Annotated in this window: 21 protein-coding genes and 3 pseudogenes; 9 read left to right on the top strand and 15 right to left on the bottom strand. The window is 70.6% G+C overall.

What is annotated here, in order from left to right; genetic code table 11:
- Positions 1-123: 123 nt before the first annotated feature.
- Together P2L57_RS35680 and P2L57_RS35675 are read right to left on the bottom strand one after the other, a co-directional pair.
- Positions 124-735: pseudogene (locus P2L57_RS35680) on the bottom strand (phosphorothioated DNA-binding restriction endonuclease family protein); the annotation flags it as partial.
- A 139-nt stretch (positions 736-874) separates the two neighbouring features.
- A complete protein-coding gene (locus P2L57_RS35675) occupies positions 875-1,126 on the bottom strand; it encodes a hypothetical protein (protein ID WP_275821907.1) in 252 nt (83 codons plus the stop codon).
- 109 nt (positions 1,127-1,235) lie between these two features.
- On the opposite strand from P2L57_RS35675, the gene P2L57_RS35670 reads away from it, so the two are divergent.
- Both P2L57_RS35670 and P2L57_RS35665 read left to right on the top strand, forming a co-directional pair.
- Positions 1,236-1,643, top strand: coding sequence for a CoA-binding protein (locus tag P2L57_RS35670; RefSeq protein ID WP_275821905.1), 408 nt, complete (start codon positions 1,236-1,238; stop codon positions 1,641-1,643).
- Between the two features lie 103 nt (positions 1,644-1,746).
- On the top strand, positions 1,747-2,223 hold the full coding sequence (locus P2L57_RS35665; protein WP_275821903.1) for a GNAT family N-acetyltransferase: 477 nt from the start codon (positions 1,747-1,749) through the stop codon (positions 2,221-2,223).
- 8 nt (positions 2,224-2,231) lie between these two features.
- Here the strand turns inward: P2L57_RS35665 and P2L57_RS35660 are convergent, their stop codons facing one another.
- Positions 2,232-2,792 (bottom strand): YbaK/EbsC family protein, encoded by a 561-nt coding sequence (locus P2L57_RS35660; RefSeq protein WP_275821900.1) that lies wholly within the window; start codon positions 2,790-2,792, stop codon positions 2,232-2,234.
- Between the two features lie 59 nt (positions 2,793-2,851).
- Entirely contained in the window at positions 2,852-3,424 is a 573-nt protein-coding gene (locus P2L57_RS35655) for a helix-turn-helix domain-containing protein (protein WP_275821898.1), read from the bottom strand.
- 162 nt (positions 3,425-3,586) lie between these two features.
- Here P2L57_RS35655 and P2L57_RS35650 point away from each other — a divergent pair, with 162 nt between their 5' ends.
- Complete coding sequence (locus tag P2L57_RS35650) at positions 3,587-4,450, top strand: EamA family transporter (RefSeq protein ID WP_275821896.1); 864 nt, start codon at positions 3,587-3,589, stop codon at positions 4,448-4,450.
- 254 nt (positions 4,451-4,704) lie between these two features.
- Here P2L57_RS35650 and P2L57_RS35645 read toward each other — a convergent pair whose 3' ends face one another.
- Positions 4,705-5,490: an acyltransferase gene (locus P2L57_RS35645; protein ID WP_275821894.1), complete on the bottom strand. Its 786-nt coding sequence runs from the start codon at positions 5,488-5,490 to the stop codon at positions 4,705-4,707.
- A 74-nt stretch (positions 5,491-5,564) separates the two neighbouring features.
- Here P2L57_RS35645 and P2L57_RS35640 point away from each other — a divergent pair, with 74 nt between their 5' ends.
- A complete protein-coding gene (locus tag P2L57_RS35640) occupies positions 5,565-6,098 on the top strand; it encodes a gamma carbonic anhydrase family protein (RefSeq protein ID WP_275821892.1) in 534 nt (177 codons plus the stop codon).
- Positions 6,099-6,123: 25 nt separating this feature from the next.
- On the opposite strand, the gene P2L57_RS35635 is transcribed toward P2L57_RS35640, so the two are convergent.
- Complete coding sequence (locus P2L57_RS35635) at positions 6,124-6,774, bottom strand: DedA family protein (protein WP_275821890.1); 651 nt, start codon at positions 6,772-6,774, stop codon at positions 6,124-6,126.
- Between the two features lie 112 nt (positions 6,775-6,886).
- The gene (locus P2L57_RS35630; RefSeq protein ID WP_275821888.1) at positions 6,887-7,672 is read right to left on the bottom strand and encodes a metalloregulator ArsR/SmtB family transcription factor; all 786 of its coding nucleotides are present in this window, start codon (positions 7,670-7,672) and stop codon (positions 6,887-6,889) included.
- Positions 7,673-7,777: 105 nt separating this feature from the next.
- On the opposite strand from P2L57_RS35630, the gene P2L57_RS35625 reads away from it, so the two are divergent.
- Positions 7,778-8,362 carry an MFS transporter gene (locus tag P2L57_RS35625; protein ID WP_275821886.1) on the top strand — a complete coding sequence of 195 codons (585 nt, stop codon included), beginning with the start codon at positions 7,778-7,780 and terminating at the stop codon, positions 8,360-8,362.
- On the opposite strand, the gene P2L57_RS35620 is transcribed toward P2L57_RS35625, so the two are convergent.
- Complete coding sequence (locus tag P2L57_RS35620; RefSeq protein WP_275821884.1) at positions 8,313-9,965, bottom strand: serine/threonine-protein kinase; 1,653 nt, start codon at positions 9,963-9,965, stop codon at positions 8,313-8,315. The two genes, P2L57_RS35625 and P2L57_RS35620, sit on opposite strands and share 50 nt — an antisense overlap.
- A gap of 220 nt (positions 9,966-10,185) precedes the next feature.
- Here P2L57_RS35620 and P2L57_RS35615 point away from each other — a divergent pair, with 220 nt between their 5' ends.
- Positions 10,186-10,749, top strand: coding sequence for a hypothetical protein (locus P2L57_RS35615; RefSeq protein WP_275821882.1), 564 nt, complete (start codon positions 10,186-10,188; stop codon positions 10,747-10,749).
- Positions 10,750-10,873: 124 nt separating this feature from the next.
- Here P2L57_RS35615 and P2L57_RS35610 read toward each other — a convergent pair.
- The 4 genes and pseudogenes from P2L57_RS35610 to P2L57_RS40985 all read right to left on the bottom strand — a co-directional run.
- A pseudogene (locus P2L57_RS35610) lies at positions 10,874-11,086 on the bottom strand (transposase); the annotation flags it as partial.
- Between the two features lie 261 nt (positions 11,087-11,347).
- Positions 11,348-11,392: pseudogene (locus tag P2L57_RS35605) on the bottom strand (hypothetical protein); the annotation flags it as partial.
- 145 nt (positions 11,393-11,537) lie between these two features.
- The gene (locus P2L57_RS35600; protein WP_275821880.1) at positions 11,538-11,705 is read right to left on the bottom strand and encodes a hypothetical protein; all 168 of its coding nucleotides are present in this window, start codon (positions 11,703-11,705) and stop codon (positions 11,538-11,540) included.
- 113 nt (positions 11,706-11,818) lie between these two features.
- Complete coding sequence (locus P2L57_RS40985; RefSeq protein WP_372516065.1) at positions 11,819-12,082, bottom strand: hypothetical protein; 264 nt, start codon at positions 12,080-12,082, stop codon at positions 11,819-11,821.
- A gap of 15 nt (positions 12,083-12,097) precedes the next feature.
- On the opposite strand from P2L57_RS40985, the gene P2L57_RS40980 reads away from it, so the two are divergent.
- Entirely contained in the window at positions 12,098-12,361 is a 264-nt protein-coding gene (locus P2L57_RS40980) for a hypothetical protein (RefSeq protein WP_372516064.1), read from the top strand.
- Entirely contained in the window at positions 12,261-12,680 is a 420-nt protein-coding gene (locus P2L57_RS35590) for an integrase core domain-containing protein (RefSeq protein ID WP_308292549.1), read from the top strand. The genes P2L57_RS40980 and P2L57_RS35590 overlap by 101 nt, the downstream gene beginning before the upstream one ends.
- A 467-nt stretch (positions 12,681-13,147) precedes the next feature.
- Here P2L57_RS35590 and P2L57_RS35585 read toward each other — a convergent pair whose 3' ends face one another.
- Positions 13,148-13,600 (bottom strand): DUF4442 domain-containing protein, encoded by a 453-nt coding sequence (locus tag P2L57_RS35585; RefSeq protein ID WP_275821878.1) that lies wholly within the window; start codon positions 13,598-13,600, stop codon positions 13,148-13,150.
- Positions 13,601-13,746: 146 nt separating this feature from the next.
- Here P2L57_RS35585 and P2L57_RS35580 point away from each other — a divergent pair, with 146 nt between their 5' ends.
- On the top strand, positions 13,747-14,844 hold the full coding sequence (locus P2L57_RS35580; RefSeq protein WP_275821876.1) for a DUF8017 domain-containing protein: 1,098 nt from the start codon (positions 13,747-13,749) through the stop codon (positions 14,842-14,844).
- A gap of 109 nt (positions 14,845-14,953) precedes the next feature.
- Here P2L57_RS35580 and P2L57_RS35575 read toward each other — a convergent pair whose 3' ends face one another.
- Both P2L57_RS35575 and P2L57_RS35570 read right to left on the bottom strand, forming a co-directional pair.
- On the bottom strand, positions 14,954-15,805 hold the full coding sequence (locus tag P2L57_RS35575; protein ID WP_275821874.1) for a spermidine synthase: 852 nt from the start codon (positions 15,803-15,805) through the stop codon (positions 14,954-14,956).
- Between the two features lie 67 nt (positions 15,806-15,872).
- The gene (locus P2L57_RS35570; RefSeq protein WP_275821872.1) at positions 15,873-16,490 is read right to left on the bottom strand and encodes a flavin reductase family protein; all 618 of its coding nucleotides are present in this window, start codon (positions 16,488-16,490) and stop codon (positions 15,873-15,875) included.
- Positions 16,491-16,669: the final 179 nt, after the last annotated feature.

Genomic DNA, 16,669 nt, shown 5'->3' with positions numbered 1-16,669 from the left:
CATCAGCTGCGAATGCTTCCAACTCGCCACGGATGGCTGCGATTTCTTCCGGCGTCACACACCTTCAACGCATGCAGCGGCCGAAGGACACGCACCGCCAAGATCAACATGACCAAGCCCTACTAGCGCCCCGTCATAGCCGCACATCGCGCAGGCGAACGCATAGGCGCGCAGGGCTTCTTCGGCGAAGCCCGATCGCCGGGTCCGCCGGTGTTGTATGCGTGGGGTCGTCGAGTGGGCCGCATCCTCAAGGCCGAGCAGATCCAACCCCGCGCCGTCGCATATCAGCGTCTCCAGTGCGGGCGTGAAGTGCTGATCGAGCAGCACCCTTACGGCGGCGGCCAGGGTGCCGGGGTCCGCGAGCAGCAACTCCACTTCCGTACACAGTTGTCCGACGGCTCCACGCTCCCGCAGCCATGTGCCGCGCTCCGGCGCATCGGGCCCTATGGGGCGCTCGCTGTCGTCGAGGAGTTGCCACAACGTGCGTTCGAGGTGCACGAAGGGCATTGCGGCGCGCTGCCGTTGGGCAGCGGCGCCAGCCACTGACGGCCCGAAGTCATTGATCAGTCGGCTGACCGGTTCCTCCGCCTCGGCATACGTCACCGCTGAACTTCCGGTCGCCGCATACCGTCCGAACAGCCACAACAGCAGCAGGGGCTTGTGCGGCGCCCGCCGACCGCCGACTGTCGCCCTCTTCAACCGTGCCAGCCCGTCGAACAGTTCATCGCGCGTCACGCGTCACACCCTGTGGAGCCTTCAGGGCCTGCCACACCCGATCGGGACCGGCGGCGATCGTCACCTGGTAACGAAGCGTCTGCGTCATGCGGGCAGACTAGGGCAGACCTCTGACAGTGCCCCCGCGACCGCGAGCCACTCAGCCCACCGAGCGCGCGCGGCGCTCGGCCATGTCGAAGACGCCCCACCACACCGAGCCGTGCAGCAGCGCCCCTGGAGCGACCCCAGCGCTCGCCGCGCTGGCCGCCGGGGAGAATCCGAAGGCGGCCAGCGCCAACCCCGCGGCGCCGCACGCCGACACCGGCACGCCCCCGACGACCGCCTCAACGGCCGCCACGCACCAGTAACGGCGCCCGAAGGCCGTGCCCGACGCGGAACCATCACGGAGCACAATTCCCGCGCGGACGGCGAAAGCAGGGCGGCCGACCCGGTGGTGGGAATCCCCGGGTGATGATGCTCGTTGCGTGGTCGAGTGACCCACCAATCCGCAGGAGGCAAGCGTGTACGGCGACCCGGCATCGATCCGCAGGATCCTCACGGGGCTCGGTGATACCTGGGCGGTGGTGGGACTGTCTGCCAACCAGCAGCGTGCGGCGTACGGCGTCGCGGAGCTGCTGCAGCGCTACGGCAAGCGGATCGTGCCGGTGCATCCGAGGGCCGAGACGGTGCACGGGGAGAGGGGGTACCCCTCGCTCGGCGCGATTCCGTTCCCGGTCGACGTCGTCGACGTGTTCGTCAACTCCGCGCTCGCCGGCCCGGTGGCGGACGAAGCGGTGGCGATCGGGGCGAAGGCGGTGTGGTTCCAGCTCGGCGTGGTGGACGAGGAGGCGTACCACCGGGTGCGCGACGCGGGCCTGGAGATGGTGATGGACCGCTGCCCGGCGATCGAGCTGCCGAGGCTGCGCTGACGGCACGCGGCGGCGGGCCGCACGCATACCGCGAGCACAAAGCGGACGATCGAATTCCGAAGACGGCTCGGCGAACGCCCGCCGGTTGCGCTAGCGTCCCGGCGTGATCACCGTACGAGCAGCCCGTCCCGACGACGCCGCCGAACTGGTACGGCTGCGCCGCCTGATGTTCCATGCGATGAACGGCCGTGACGAACCAGGGAGATGGGAGGAGACCGCGCGCGAGCTCATACGGCGGCAGCTGTCCGGCCGCGACGCGACGCTCGGCGCGTTCGTGGTGGACGCGGAGGACGGAAGGCTCGCCGCCTGCGCCGTGGGCACGGTGGAGCAGCGGCTGCCCGCTCCGGGGCACCCGACCGGCCGGATCGGCTTCGTCTTCAACGTGTGCACCGACCCGGCCCACCGCCGACGCGGCTATGCGAGGGCGACCACCGAGGCACTCCTCGGCTGGTTCGCCGAGCGGGGAGTGACCCGGGTCGATCTGCACGCCACCTCGGACGCGGAACGGATGTACCGCGACTTCGGCTTCGCCGAGCACTCCACCGCACTCTCCCTCGACCTGTCACGCCCCCTCGGCTGACCGGTCCGTCACCGCGCGGGCACACCGAGCCCGTCCAGTACGACGGCGCCCGCGGGTGTGGCCAGCGCCTTGCCGGGCACGAGCAGCTTGCCGCGCCGCCGTCCGCTGCCGATGACGACGTACGGGGTGTCGACCACGGCCGCGTCCACCAGCAGCGGCCACTGCGCGGGCAGCCCGATCGGCGAGATGCCGCCGTACTCCATACCGCTCTCGCTCACCGCGGTGTCCATCGGCGCGAAGGACGCCTTGCGGACGCCGAGATGACGGCGCACCAGCCCGTTCACATCGGCCCGGGTGTGCGCGAGCACGACACATCCGGCGAGCGTCACCCGCTGGCCGCGCTTGCCCGCCACGACCACGCAGTTGGCCGACAGCTGCGGCGGAATGCCGTGGATCTCGCCGAAGACGGCGGTGTCGGCGTCGGCCGGGTCGGAGTCCACGTAGAGCAACTGATCCGCCGGGACCGGTCCGCGCCACCCGCGCAGCGCGTCGGCGACCGGTGGCGCCAGCAGATCGAGGTGGTGGGATGCCGGGAGTGCCTCGTCGAAGTCTCCGATGGGAGCGCGCATGCTCCGCACGCTACTGCGCTCCCCGATGGCCGCGCTCCGGCCCGCCGGCGAAATGGGGCTCAGCGCGGCGGCGGTACCGAGATCGCCAGCGTCATCTCCACCGGCACCGAGCCGGTGTTGTGGTAGCCGTGCGGCACTCCCGCTTCGAAGCCGGCCGCCGAACCAGCGGGTACCCGGAACTCCTCGCCGTCCACCACTAGCGTCAACTCGCCCGCGTCGACCCTGATCAGCTCCGCGGTGCCGACCGGGTGCGGGTCGGAGTCATGCCCCTCTCCGGGCATCAGCCGCCATGACCACAACTCCAGCGGACCGGGCGCCTCGGTGCCCACGAGGAGCGTGCCGTGACTACCGGCCGGGGTCTCCCAGAGCTTGACCGCCTGCTCCGGCGTGACCATACGGACCGTGGGGCCGTCGGCATAGTCGATCAGGCCCGCGATGCTCACCCCCAACGCGTCGGCGAGCCGGATCACCGTGCCGACGCTGGGGTTGGTACGGGCCTGCTCGATCTGGATGATCATGCCGCGACTGACCCCGGAGCGGGCCGCCAAGGCGTCCAGGGAGTAGCCGTGCTCCTGGCGCAGCCGTTTGAGATTGCGCGCCAGCGACTGCGCGACACGTTCTAGATCCGGCACCGACCTACCGCCCCCTTGGCTGGCGTTTCCCGTCACGACGGGGTCCCCGCGCCGACCCGGCCGCGACCCTACCGTTAAATATTCTGGATGACGAAATGCAATACAGTGCACTACGGTGGACTGCACCACAGCGTCCATCACACTGTACTGCGAGGTAGCACCGTGTCAGCGGTTTTCGCTCTGGCCACCAGCCTGCTCTGGGGTCTCGCCGACTTCGGCGGCGGGCTGCTCACCCGGCGGTTCCCCGCCCTCACCGTGGTCGTCGTGTCGCAGGCCGCCGCGGCCCTGGTGCTCGGCGGGATCGTGGTCGGCACCGGCGGGTGGAGCGAGGCGGGGCCGCGGTTGTGGTTCGCGGTCGCCGCGGGCGTGGTCGGCCCGGCCGCGATGCTCTGTTTCTACCGGGCCCTCGCGCTCGGCCCGATGGGCGTGGTCTCACCGTTGGCCACCATCGGTGTGGTGGTTCCGGTGGGGGTCGGTCTGGTGCTCGGCGAGCGGCCTGGGCCGCTCCAGTACGCGGGCATCGTGGTGGCCGTCGCCGGGGTGGTGCTCGCCGGTGGCCCGCAGTTGCGCGGCGCACCCGTACAGCGCCAGGCGATCGCGTTGACCCTGGTCGCCGCGCTGGGGTTCGGTGCGGTGATGGCGCTGATCGCGGCGGCCTCGGTGAACGTGACCGGGCTGTTCCTCGCGCTGTTCGTCCAGCGGTTGTGCAATGTCGTGGTCGGCGGCACGGCACTGGCGGTGTCGGTACGCCGGGGTACCCCGGCGCTACCGGAAGGCGGCCTGCTGCCGGTGTGGCGCAGCCTGCCGGCGCTGGCCTTCGTCGGTCTGGCCGATGTGGCCGCCAACGGCTCGTACGCACTGGCGACGCGTTATGGCGCGGTGGCCGTGGCCGCCGTTCTCGCCTCGCTGTACCCGGTGGTCACGGCGCTCGCCGCCCGGGGTGTGCTCAAGGAGCGGCTGCGCATGGTGCAGGCCGCGGGCGCCGGACTCGCCCTCGCCGGGTCGGTGCTGCTCGCGGCCGGTTAGTACGGCAACCGCACTCGGCGGATCGGCGCGGGTCGGAGCGGGTGCGTCGGGCGACAGAAATTGATATGCCGTCAGGCGAACGTGACGCTGACCTGCTGAATCGCGATCTGCCCGGGCGCGGTGGTGCCCGGCCGTAGACGGCCGACCCCGCACTGTTCGGAGACCGCCGCACCGCTTCTGACCTGCGATGACGTGGCAGGTGCGGTTGCAGTATTAGCCCGCTGGCCCGATCGGGACGGCCGCTCCGGCGGTCGCTACTCCCCTGGCGTCACGGCGGACGCCTCGTCGCCCGGATCCAGCCGAGCGAGGGCCAGCAGTTGCTCCGCGGTGAGCCCCGGCGGCAGTGGCACCGGCGGCGGGGTGCGCAGCGGCGGCTGCCAGCCGCGGTCGGCGTCCCAACGCCGTACGATCCGCGCCGGCGCCCCTGCCACCACCGCGTGGTCGGGCACCTCGCCGCGTACCACCGAGCCCGCCGCGACCACGACATTGCGGCCCAGCCGCGCGCCCGGCAGGATCACCGCGCCCGCACCCAGCCAGCTTCCGCTACCGATCTCGACCGGCGCGGTACGCGGCCACTGCTTGCCGATCGGCTGGTCGGGGTCGTCATACGAGTGGTTGTCGCTGGTCACGTAGACGTACGGGCCGCAGTAGACCTCCCGGCCGAAGACCACCGGCTGGGAGGCGACCACATGGCTGCCGCGCCCCAGGACGACACCGTCCCCGAGCCGCAGCACCGGATCCGGTCCGAACTCCATGCCCGGCACCATGCCCACGGTCAGCGTGACCTGCTCGCCGATGATGCAGTAGTCGCCCAACTCGATCCACCGCTCACCGAAGATCGTCCCCTGCGGGTAGGCCAGTCGCGTACCGGGACCGATCCGGCCGAATCGGAACGGGCCGGGGCGCTCGGCGGTAACGGCGGCGGTCTCCCGCACCCAGCGGGCGCCACGGTGTATCAGGCCAGAGGCAATCCGGCGGCGCCAGGCCGTCAGAGCCGTCAGGGACGGCAAGGATGAGAACACGTTGCTGTTCTTCGGCACTCGCACACAGTAGCGACTGCATGGGATCATCGCGGTACCCGGATCCGGACCGGGACATGAGCGGAGGAGTCTGCATGGCACAGCGGGCGTTGGTCGCGGGCGTGGCCGGGCGCGAACCCGAGGTGGCCGCCGAGGCGTTCGCCGCGCCAACGGCCGTCATCGTGGGCGAAGTACAGCTGGCCCCGGGGGCCAGCGCCTGGTACCACACGGTGCTGCGCGGCGACTGCGAACGGATCACGATCGGCGCCGACAGCAACATCCAGGACAACTGCACCGTGCATGCCGACCCCGGGTTTCCCGCGATCGTCGGCGAACGGGTCTCGGTCGGGCACAACGCGGTGCTGCACGGCTGTGTGATCGAGGACGACGTACTGGTGGGAATGGGCGCCACCGTCCTCAACGGGGCGCACATCGGCGCGGGTTCGCTGATCGCGGCCGCCGCCCTGGTGCCGCAGGGCATGCGGGTCCCACCCGGCTCGCTGGTAGCCGGTGTCCCGGCCCGGGTCAAGCGCCAACTGACCGATGAGGAGCGGGAGTTGGTACGGGCCAACGCGGAGCACTACGTACAGCTGGCCGCCGCCCACCAAAAGGCGTTCGACGCGGGGTGAGCCGCGCGTTCACCGCGCGGCCCGCTCACTCCCCGGCCGGGGCGGAGACCGGCTCCGCGACCGCTTCCTCCCGCGCCGCATGCGACCTGGCGCGGCGGCGTACCACGACGAACGACCCGATGCCGATCAGCACCGCCGCCGCCAGGCCGAAGTAGGAGAACTTCTTCAGCCAGGCCTCGGCGACCACCCCGACGTAGTAGACGGCCGCCGTCGTACCACCGGCCCACGCGATGCCGCCCAGCAGGTTGGCGGTGAGGAACTTCCAGTACCGCATGTGCAGCATGCCGGCGATCGGGCCCGCGAAGATCCGCAGCAGCGCGACGAACCGGCCGAAGAACACCGCCCACATGCCCCAGCGCTGGAAGGAGCGCTCCGCGGTGGCCAGGTGTTGGGGGCCGAAGTGCTTGGGGAATCTGCGGCCCAGCCGATCGAAGAGCGCCCTACCGCCCTTGCGTCCGATGGCGTAGCCGATGGAGTCGCCGACCACCGCACCGGCCACCGCGCACACCCCGACGACCAGCGGGTCGACCGTGCCGTGCGAAGCCAGCAGCGCCGCGCTGACCAACACCACCTCGCCGGGCAGCGGAACGCCCAGGCTCTCCACCCCGATCACCCCGGCGACCATCAGATAGACCGCGATGGGCGGGATGTGCTGGAGCCATTCCGATAGGTGCAAGGCCGCTTCCTCCCGTTGGTCCCCCGTGACCGTCTGTGGCTGAGACCGCTGACGGGAAGCCTAAGCGAACCCCGGCGTGATGTGGAAACAACGCCTTTACCGGCAGCACACCTCAGGCCACCGGCACGTCCCAGTCCTCCGGGATGCCGAAGGTGGCCACCATGCCCGCACGGCCCTCGTCGGTGACCCGGACGACACGCCGCGCGTCACCCCGGCGGATCCAGTCCAGCGCGAACAGCCGCCCGGTCAGCGCCGCGCCGAGCCCGCCGGACAGATGGTGGCGCTGCTCGCTCCAGTCCACGCAGTAGCGGATCGCCGGTCTGCGGCGTGGCAAATCGTCCGGGTCGACGCCGAACTCGGTGAGGATCTCGCGGCCGTGCTCGGTGAGTTCGTAGGGGACATCGCGCCCGTACGCGGAGGGCCGGTCGCGGTCCGCCGCCTCCTCCCGGTACCTCCCGTCGCCCCCGGTGAGGATGCCCTTCGCCAGCAGGGCATCCATGAGCGCCACCCCGAGCCGCCCGGCGAGGTGGTCGTAGCAGGTACGGCACCGCCGCAGTTGCGCGGCGCGGGTGCCCTCGCGCAGCGAGCGCACGGCCTTGGGCGGGGCGACCCGGGCGAGCGCCTCCAGGACGTCGGAGACCTCGGGACCGCTGAGCCGGTAGTAACGGTGGCGGCCATGCGTCTCGACGGTCACCAGTCCGGCCTCCAGCAACCGGGCCAGGTGCGCGCTGGCGGTCGAGGGGCTCACCCCGGCTTCGGCGGCCAGCACGCTCGCGGACAGTCGCCGCCCGTCACCGAGCGCAAGGAGAACCCGAACCCGAGAGGCGTCGCCGAACACGGCTGCCGCTCTGGCCACATCCGCCTCGTGCTCCTGCGGGGCGACGGTGTTCGTCTGCATGCCTCCAGCGTAGGCAGCACACATTTCGTCCGGCATCGAAACGTGCCGGAACTCGACGTCCATGTTTCGCGCGCCGTCGAAGGGTTTCCGCGTGACGGTGGGCACATGGCTCCTACGGATCAACTCGCCACCGCCACCGGCCAGTCGTCCCGCACCACCGGTGTCGACTCGGGACGCTCCTGGCTGCCGCTGCTCGCGGTGTCGCTCGGATTCTTCATGGTGATCCTCGATGTCACGGTGGTCACCGTGGCCGTTCCGGTGCTGGGCAGTGCCCTGCGGGCCGGCGCCGCGGCACTGCAGTGGGTGGTGGACGGCTACACACTCGTCTTCGCCTGCCTGATACCGCTGTGCGGTGCGCTGGGCGACAGGTTCGGCCATCGGCGGGCCTTCCTGGCCGGGCTGGTGGTGTTCACGGTGGCCTCGGCGGCGTGCGGCGGCGCGACCACGGCTGAGCAGCTGATCGCGGCGCGGCTGCTGCGGGGCGCCGGTGCGGCGATGATGGTCCCGGCCTCGCTGGCACTGCTGCGGGCCGGGTATCCCGAACCGGCCGCCCGCGCCCAGGCGTTCGGCGTGTGGGGCGCGGTCTCCGGTCTCGGCGCGGCGGCGGGCCCGGTGATCGGCGGCCTGGGCGTGTGGGGCGTCAGCAGGTGGGCAGCCCCGGAACGGGCTGGTCGTTGGCCCCACCCTTGAGGTAGACGTCGCTCACGTACACATTGGTGTTACCGCTGTCGTCGTCGGTCCTCGCCCACCAGGTGTTCGTCCGCTGGCCGTCGGTCGCCCGGCGGCCCAGGTTCGCCTGGCAGTAGAAGTAGTTGGTGCCCGCGTGCACCGTGCCCACCCGCGCGCCTCCCTGGCTGTACGAGGGGGCGCCATGCCACACCGTGCAGTTGTACTTGCTGGCGCCGATGAACGTACAGGGCGCGGGCGGCGGGCCGTCGCCCTTGACGCCACCTGAGGAACCGGGGGGCGTGACCGAACCGTCGCCGGTGCCGTTGGTCGGGCGGCCGTTGGAGCCGTCGTGCCTGCCGTGGCCCGGCTTGTGGGACGAGCCCGGCGAAGCGTCACCCTTCCCCTTGTGCCCGTCCCTCCCCGGCTCCGTTCCGCCATCGGCGGGCGAGCTGAACGAGGGTACGACGGCTCCGGGTCGGGAGGCGGCGGAGCCGCCGGTCCCGCTGTCGTCCGCGGTCAGCGCGTACGCGACGCCGCCCCCGGCGAGCACGACGACCGCCGCGACCGCGGCGAGCAGCGCACGTCCCCGCCGACGCTCCGGAAGCGCCGCGGTCTGCCCGCCCTCCCGGCTCACCTGCGTCACCGGCTCGCGCGGTTGCGGTCCCGGGTGCCCCGAGGCGGCGTTCGGCTGGGTCACCGCAGGCACATAGGCCGCGTCCGCGCCACCGGTGGGCGGGGACGCGGGAACGGCGGCGGCCGGCAGTTCACTTCCGGCCGCCACGGCCTCCAGCAACTGCCGCGCCTGCGCGGCGGACGGCCGTGCCGCGGGGTCCTTGTGCATCAGCGCCAGCAGAACGGGAGCCAACGGACCGGCCCGCCGCGGTTCCGGCAGTGTTTCGGTGACGATGGCGGTCAGCGTCGACAACACCGAGGAGCGGCGGAACGGCGACGCGCCCTCGACAGCCGCGTACAACGTCATACCGAGCGACCAGATGTCCGAGGCAGGACCGGGTTCCTGGCCCTGGGCGCGCTCCGGCGGCAGATAGTCCAGCGAGCCGACCAGTTCGCCGCCGCGGGTCAGCTTGGTGTCCGCCCCGTCCTCCGGGGCTTCCATGCTGGCGATGCCGAAGTCGGTGAGCACCACCCGACCGCTGCGGTCCAGCAGCACATTGCCGGGCTTGACGTCCCGGTGCAGCACTCCGGCCTGGTGCGCCGCGTCCAGCGCGTCCACCACCTTGGCGCCGATGGCGGCGGCCTCCCGCGGATCCATCGTCCCACGCTCGGCGAGCACATCGTCAAGTGACGGTCCGTCGACCAGTTCCATGACGATGACCGGGAGACCGTCCTCCTCGGTCACATCGTGCACGGTGATCACGCCGGAGTGCCGGATACGGGCGGCAGCCCGCGCCTCCCGCTGCATACGGGTACGCAGATCGGCCAACTCCGGTGCGGAGGCGTCCGTGTAGGCGCGCAGTATCTTCACCGCGACATCACGACCGAGCAGTTCGTCCACGGCCCGGCACACGACGCCCATACCGCCCCGGCCGAGCTGGCCCGTCACCCGGTAGCGACCACCCAGCAGTCTGCCGCTGAGGTCACCACCAGTCTCCCCCGCCGTAGCCACGGATCCACCGTCCCCTCGCTCACCTGTCCCCTGGCGGGCTACAGCCTAGAGGAGGGGCACTGTAAGTCCGGCACTCCGACCGAGCCAATCGAAGACCGCCATCAGGATGAATACCGGCAAATCTCGGTATATGCCATCACCACAGTGGTGAGAGACAGGGGCGTACGGCACGCACCACGCCACCGCCGGGTGGCGGAAATCCACAGCTCTGGAGGCCTTCGTGTCCCGAACCCTGCCCCGTCTCGCCGCCGCCACGGCCACCGCCGCCGTGCTCATGCTGGGCGCCGCCGGGATCGCCAGCGCCCACGACCAGCACCACGGCGACCACCAGCACGGCCAGCACAACGAGCACGGCCAACACGACCAGCACGGCCAACACGACGAGCACGGCCAGCACGAGGAGCACGGCGAGCACAACGAGCACGGCCAAAACGACGAGCACGGCGAGCACAACGAGCACGGCCAGCACGAGGAGCACGGCGAGCACAACGAGCACAACGAGCACAACGAGCACGGCCAAAACGACGAGCACGGCCAGCACAACGAGCACGGCCAACACGAGGAGCACGGCCAAAACGACGAGCACGGCCAAAACGACGAGCACGGCCAGCACAACCACCGCGGCTGGTCCAACGAGCACTTCTCCAAGGACGCCGCCAACTACTGGAAGAAGGGGTTCACCTACGTCGACGACGCGCGTGTGATCTCCGGCGGCGGCGCGGGCGGCGGCGAGCTGGGCAACGGCATCACCGGCCCGGGCAACTACTACGGCCCCGGCGCCTGAAAACCGGGCCGCACCGCCCGCGCTCGACCCCCGCAACGGCCCCGACGGGCCGAGTGACCGGAAACAAGCAAGCCGAGGCCCCGCGCACGGGTGGGCGGATTCCAGGGGTCGTCGCAACACGTGGTCACTGGCGTGTGGTGGCGAGCAGTTTATGCAGACGCTCGGCTGGGGTTTCCCAGCCGAGCGTTTTGCGTGGGCGGCCGTTGAGTTCGGCGGCGATGGCGCCGAGGCGCTCGCGGGTGTGCCGGGACAGGTCGGTGCGCTTGGGGAAGTACTGCCGCAGCAGGCCGTTGGTGTTTTCCTCGGAGCCGCGCTGCCAGGGGCTACCGGGGTCGCAGGTCTCGTGGACCATGTGCATCTCCGGCCGGTCGGGGAACCGTCTTCGCAGAGCGTGGCGGATCCGTTCCGGGCTCCACCGCAGCATCAGGTGGGCCTGGATGAAGCCCCGCAGTTCCGTGTTCTGGCCGATCTCGCTGGGCTTGGGGAGGGGGCGACGCTGCTCGGCGCGCCGCTGGGCGGCATGGGGGCGACAGACCCAGCGGGAGTGGTTTCCGCGCAGCGGGACGCCGTTGCGGCGAATCTCGCGGCTGACCGTGGAAGGGCTGCGGCCCAGCTCGGAGGCAATGGCCCGTTGCGGGGCCATTGCTCCTTGCGGCTCTCCCGGATCTTGAAGTCCATCGCATCCCCTGAACCGGGGTGTTGCGACGACCACTGGAACGGAAGGTGAGAGTGCGGGGCCTCGTCGTGCCCCACCACAACGCGCTGACGGCAGCGAGCCGTCGCAGGCGTCAGTGGTGGTGCACCACGGTGATGTGGTGAACGACGGTGTGGTGGACGACCGGTTGGTGCACCACGACATGGTGGACAACCGTGTGGTGGTGCGTGCCGCACCCGGTGGCGAGCAGGGCCGTTGCGGCCAGCACGGCGACGGACAGCGCGGACTTCAGGCGGTACACATTGCTCCTCGAGATCTTGTAACGGCGTCGGCGCGCCCCTGAGGGCGCGCCAGCAGCACGATCGTATCCCTGTCAGGAACACGCCCAGTGACGGCACCCACCTGCCGCCAGGGTTAGTTGGCCAGGGCGAGTTGGATTGCGTTGGGCACGCCTGCGGCGTCAACGCCCGGTTTGCCTCGATCCACCGATGCGGGTCCGATGCGATGTTGTGGTGGTTCTCTGGGGTCGGTGTTGGTGTTCGTGTGCCGGGACGGGGTGTGCGCGGCCAGCGCGCCGGGGAACCTGCGGTGCACGGCATGGAGTTGGAGCGCATGGCCGTGGGTGAACGCGCGCAAAAACGTGCCCAGCGTGGACGGGGCTCGGATACCTGCGAACACGACCGGCATCGCACCGTGACGCAGGACATCGAGATGCTGTCCGCCCCTGCGGCCATGCCGACCACGATGCTGGTCACCTTGGCGTCCGGCGCCGCAGCCGCGCCGTTCTTCGTCCCGGTCAGCTTGAGCTTCTCCGCCACCAGCCGCGGCAGACAGCACCGCTCAGCCAGTCGCACCACTGGGACCAGCCCGGCATACGCGAGCAGATTCGGGTCGTCGAACGCGGCGGAGACCGCTGCCGGCGTGTGGGAAACCTGCATCTCGGAAGTGCCTTGCTGATGGTGCGTGCTGGAAGCCCAGCGAGGGCATCACCGTAGCCAAGATCCCTCCGAGGAGCCCCAACTGCAACCCGCACGCCGAGCGGTTCGTGCGCTCGGTACGCGAAGAGTGCACCGACCGCCTGCTCATCTTCCACCGCGGACACGCCGAGAAGATCCTCCACGACTACGCCCGGCACTTCGACGGCCACCGGCCCCATCAGGGCCGAGATCAGCTCGCGCCGCTGGACGACCCAGACGTCATCCCCCTGCCGTCAACCCGGATCGAACGCCGACAAGCCGTTGCCAGACTCGTCAATGAGTACCGCAGCGCCAGCTGACCACCCGACGAAACCCCAGCGCACCGGCTATGAAGCCATTCTGAAGCGGTACGGGGGGTAAGCCCCCAGCTTAGGTCGCCGGAAAGGGACCCTGCACGTCGTAGAGGCGCGCTCGTCGGCGGCCAGGCCGCGGGCATAAACGGCGCCTACGCCGGTGGGTCGCACTGTGCGACCGGTGAAGCACCACTCACGCCGATCAACGAGGCGGACCAGATCCCTGACTGGACACACGTCGACACGACGGACTCGCAGACCCTCCATCAAGCTATGAGCTGCTCGGCTTCCCAAGTTCTGCTGCTCTTGCCGGGGACTCGACGCTGCGGCCGCCCCCAGGGCCGCGCTAATCCTGGGGATTGGTGCAACCGCCGCACACGCAACGTGGGGGCATCCGATGCTTGGACGCCCCCACGCCGTCTCCGACCAAAAGCCCGGAAGGCCCGCAGTCCTCGTGCCTCCGTTCCGTCAACTCAGCTGTTGGGACGGAGAGTCCACACGACCGTCATCTCACCCGTGACCGCCTCGTCCTCACGCTGGATCGTGATGCTGACCGGGAACTCCGGCCGCCCGCCCGCGTCGAGTTCGGCGATGACATCGGCGATGGGACGCCCCAGGGTGGCCGTGGCCGTCACCGTCCCCTTGGCCAGCTTCTTGTAACCGATCTCGGCACGTACCGCCAGCGGCACCGCACGCGAAAGCTGGTCGCCGAAGGCGGCGAGGACGATGGCACCGCTGGCGGACTCGGCCAAGGTGAACATGGCCCCTGCGTGGGGGCCGCCGATGTGGTTGTGGTAGTCCGGCTGGTCGGGCAGCCGGAGCACGGCACGCTCCGGGGTGGCCTCCAGGAACTCCAGGTTCAGAGTGCGGACCATGGGAACGGTGGCGCTCAGCATTTCGCCGATCGACGGCAAGGTGTCAGACATGCCCGGATGTTACCAGTCGGTAGCTCCGCGGGGCCGTGCCCTGCACCACAGCGGCGGATCTCCCCCCGTCTCACCCCCGGCGCATGGTTGCGGACAGCCGGACCTGGCATGGCCCGCGGTGCGCCCGACCCGTATGGTTTCTGGCCATGTGGCCCGAAGAACAGCAACCCGGCGGACAGCCGGATCCGCGGGATGCGCACCCGCAGGGACCGCCCCCGCCTCCCGGAAGCCCGCAATCCGGCGGGCAGCAGCCCGGTTTCGGACAACCGGGCACCTTCGGGCCGCCCCCCGCCGCCGGCCAGCCGTCCAGCTTCGGGCAGCCGTCCAGCTTCGGGCAGCCGCAGTACGGGCCGCCGCCCAGTCAGCCGCCGCAGGGGTACGGATACCCGCAACAGCCGCCCCAGCAGCCGGGATTCGGTCAGGTGCCGCCGCAGTGGTCGCCGCCCGGGCCGCCCACCATCCCCCCGCAGCCGCCCGCCAAGCGCCGCGGAACCACCATCGGCGTGGCGATCGCCGTCGCGGTCGTGGTGGTAGCCGCGGGTGCGGGCATCGCCCTTGGCCTGCGCGGCGGCGGCAACAACCCGACGCCCCCGGTCACACCGTCCGCCTCGGCGTCCGCCATATCGTCGACCAGCACGCCCACCGGCCCCCAGGAAGCGGGTCCGCGCGGCGACGGGACCAACGTCCAGCCCGTCGTTCCGGGTTGGCAGGTCGTGGTACGCGGTGACCGCAAGGTCGCCTTCGACGTACCGCAGGGCTGGACGGTCAAGAAGCAGGACGAGATCATCGGCTTCGAGGGTGAAAAGGGCAATCCGGCAGTCGGTATGGGCGCCCCCGCCATGTACAAGGAGAACTACTGCTCCGACACCTCGGCCGGAGCGGCGGGCACCAAGGGGGCCGAGGGCGCGAAGAGCGTCCAGGACGCCGCCGAGAACCAGGCCCAGGCCTGGGCGTACTACGGCTTCAACGACATGAAGAGCAGGCAGAAGGGCACGCTGAAGTCCACACCGGCGTCCCCCTTCTCCAACTCGCACGGTGTCAAGGGCTATGCCGCCTCGGCGACCGAGACGAACGTCCCCAAGGCCACCAAGTGCGCCACGGACGGCGCCGCCTACGCCGTCGCATGGGTTGGCCATGACAGCAAGCTGACGGTGTTCGTGCTCTACACGAACACCGGGATACCCGAGGCGATCCCGTCGCAGACCATCACGACGATCGAGGGAAGCATCCGCCAGATCCCGTAGGTCCGCGATCCCCAAGGCCGCCGGCCCCGCCGACGCCGCACCCGCGTGGGCGGGGCACAGTGCGCCGCCGCTGACCGCCTCCGCCGGGTGGCCGGGCTTCGGCCCACGCTCACTTCACGCTGAAGGCACCGTCCGGAGGTTGGGGCGACGGCACGGCATCGGCGTCGCTCACCGGATGCGCGCCGCGCGCCAACTCCCGTAGGCCGTCGCCGTGTTCGACCCGCGCCGGGAACGCATCGGCGGCCACCCGCCGCGCGAGGTACGGGATCGGCAGCTCCCGCGCGCCCGCGACCAGCACGGTGTTGCCGAACCGCCGCCCCCGCAGCACAGCGGGTTCGGCCACCAGGCAGACCTGTGCGAACACGGCCGCAACGGTGGCGATCTGTGATCGCAGGAACGCGAACGGAGCACCGTCCGCGAGGTTCGCCAGATACAGCCCGTCCGGCCGCAGCACTCGGGCCGCGGCCCGCGCGTACTCCACCGAAGTGAGATGCGCGGGCACTCGTGAGCCTCCGAAGACATCGGCCACCAGCACATCCGCCGACCCGCCCGGAGCCTGCTCCAGCCAAGCGCGGGCGTCCGCGGCGTGCACCTCGATACCGGCGTCCCGCGCCAACGGCAGGACTTCCGTGACGAGTCGGACAAGACCGCGATCGGCCTCGACGACCTGTTGACGGGACCCCGGCCGGGTCGCGGCCACATACCGGGGCAGCGTCAACGCGCCGCCACCCAGATGCACCATATCCAGCGCACGCCCCGGCGGCGCCGCGGCGTCCAGAACGTGCCCGAGCCGCCGGACGTACTCGAACTCCAGGTACTCCGGATCGTCCAGGTCGACGTACGACTGCGGCGCGCCGTCCACCGTCAGCAGCCAGGCCCGTGGCCGGTCCACGTCCGGCAGCAACCGGGCGACGCCGAAGTCCACCTCCCGGTACACCGGGACCCGTTCGTCCTCGCTCATCACACCATTGTCACCGGTTCGGCCGACGGGAGGGCCACCGTCCGGCCGCCTCCGTCAGCGGCCGTGCTCACCCGTCGGTACGGTCCGGCCAGTCCGCGTAGCGGATCCGCGAGATCTCCAGGACGTCACCGAGCGTCCCCCACTCGTCCTTCCCGAGCCGGGTCAGCGGCCGCATCTCCCGCACCTCCGGGTGACCGTCGGAAAGCAGAGCCTCCGACACCGCGGCGTGCACCACCCGCCCGAAGACAACGGTAGAGTCGCCGAACCGCAGCGTGCTGTGCAGCTCACACTCCAACGCCACCGGAGACGCGGCAACCCGCGGCGGCTTCACCCGCACACTGGGCTCACGCGCCACACCAACCTCATCAAACTCACTCATCCCACGCGGAAAGTCCGTCGCGGTCGCATTGATCTGCTCGAAGAGCTGCTCGGGCGCGAAATTCACCACGAACTCCCCGGTCTCCTCGACATTGCGCAGCGAGTCCTTGCGCCCCACCGAGGTGAACTGCACGATGGGCGGCTGCACACTGGCGATCGTGTAGAAGGAGTGCGGGGCAAGGTTTGCAGAAGCACCGTCGCCTGAGAGCGTCGAGATCCAAGCGATGGGACGAGGTACCACGACCGCGGTCAGCAGCCTGTAGAACGACTGGCGGTCCATGGTCTCGGGGTCGAAGTCGATGCGCATGCCGCCCAGTATCCAGGACGAAGCCCGGCACCCTGGCCGCGGATCGACGGCCGACCCAAATCGCGATGTTCGCCGGAAAGTGCCTGGTATCGGAAGGCCACAAGCATCCGGAGTCAGCACTCGTGGTACCCGTACCGTCACCGTCCGTCCGGGAGCACTTCGAGGTCCCCGCGCACGCC

This window comes from Streptantibioticus ferralitis (assembly GCF_029223525.1).
GTDB lineage: Bacteria > Actinomycetota > Actinomycetes > Streptomycetales > Streptomycetaceae > Streptantibioticus_A > Streptantibioticus_A ferralitis.
This window is presented reverse-complemented; position numbering and strand designations above follow the sequence as displayed.

What these genes read in the sequence shown, in the direction of transcription:
- P2L57_RS35660 (WP_275821900.1), bottom strand. Translation starts at nt 2,792, where the DNA reads ATGCGCGCTCCCATCGGAGACTTCGACGAGGCACTCCCGGCATCCCAC.
- P2L57_RS35640 (WP_275821892.1), top strand. Translation starts at nt 5,565, where the DNA reads ATGGCACAGCGGGCGTTGGTCGCGGGCGTGGCCGGGCGCGAACCCGAG.
- P2L57_RS35630 (WP_275821888.1), bottom strand. Translation starts at nt 7,672, where the DNA reads ATGCAGACGAACACCGTCGCCCCGCAGGAGCACGAGGCGGATGTGGCC.
- P2L57_RS35625 (WP_275821886.1), top strand. Translation starts at nt 7,778, where the DNA reads ATGGCTCCTACGGATCAACTCGCCACCGCCACCGGCCAGTCGTCCCGC.
- P2L57_RS35585 (WP_275821878.1), bottom strand. Translation starts at nt 13,600, where the DNA reads ATGTCTGACACCTTGCCGTCGATCGGCGAAATGCTGAGCGCCACCGTT.
- P2L57_RS35580 (WP_275821876.1), top strand. Translation starts at nt 13,747, where the DNA reads ATGTGGCCCGAAGAACAGCAACCCGGCGGACAGCCGGATCCGCGGGAT.
- P2L57_RS35575 (WP_275821874.1), bottom strand. Translation starts at nt 15,805, where the DNA reads ATGAGCGAGGACGAACGGGTCCCGGTGTACCGGGAGGTGGACTTCGGC.
- P2L57_RS35570 (WP_275821872.1), bottom strand. Translation starts at nt 16,490, where the DNA reads ATGCGCATCGACTTCGACCCCGAGACCATGGACCGCCAGTCGTTCTAC.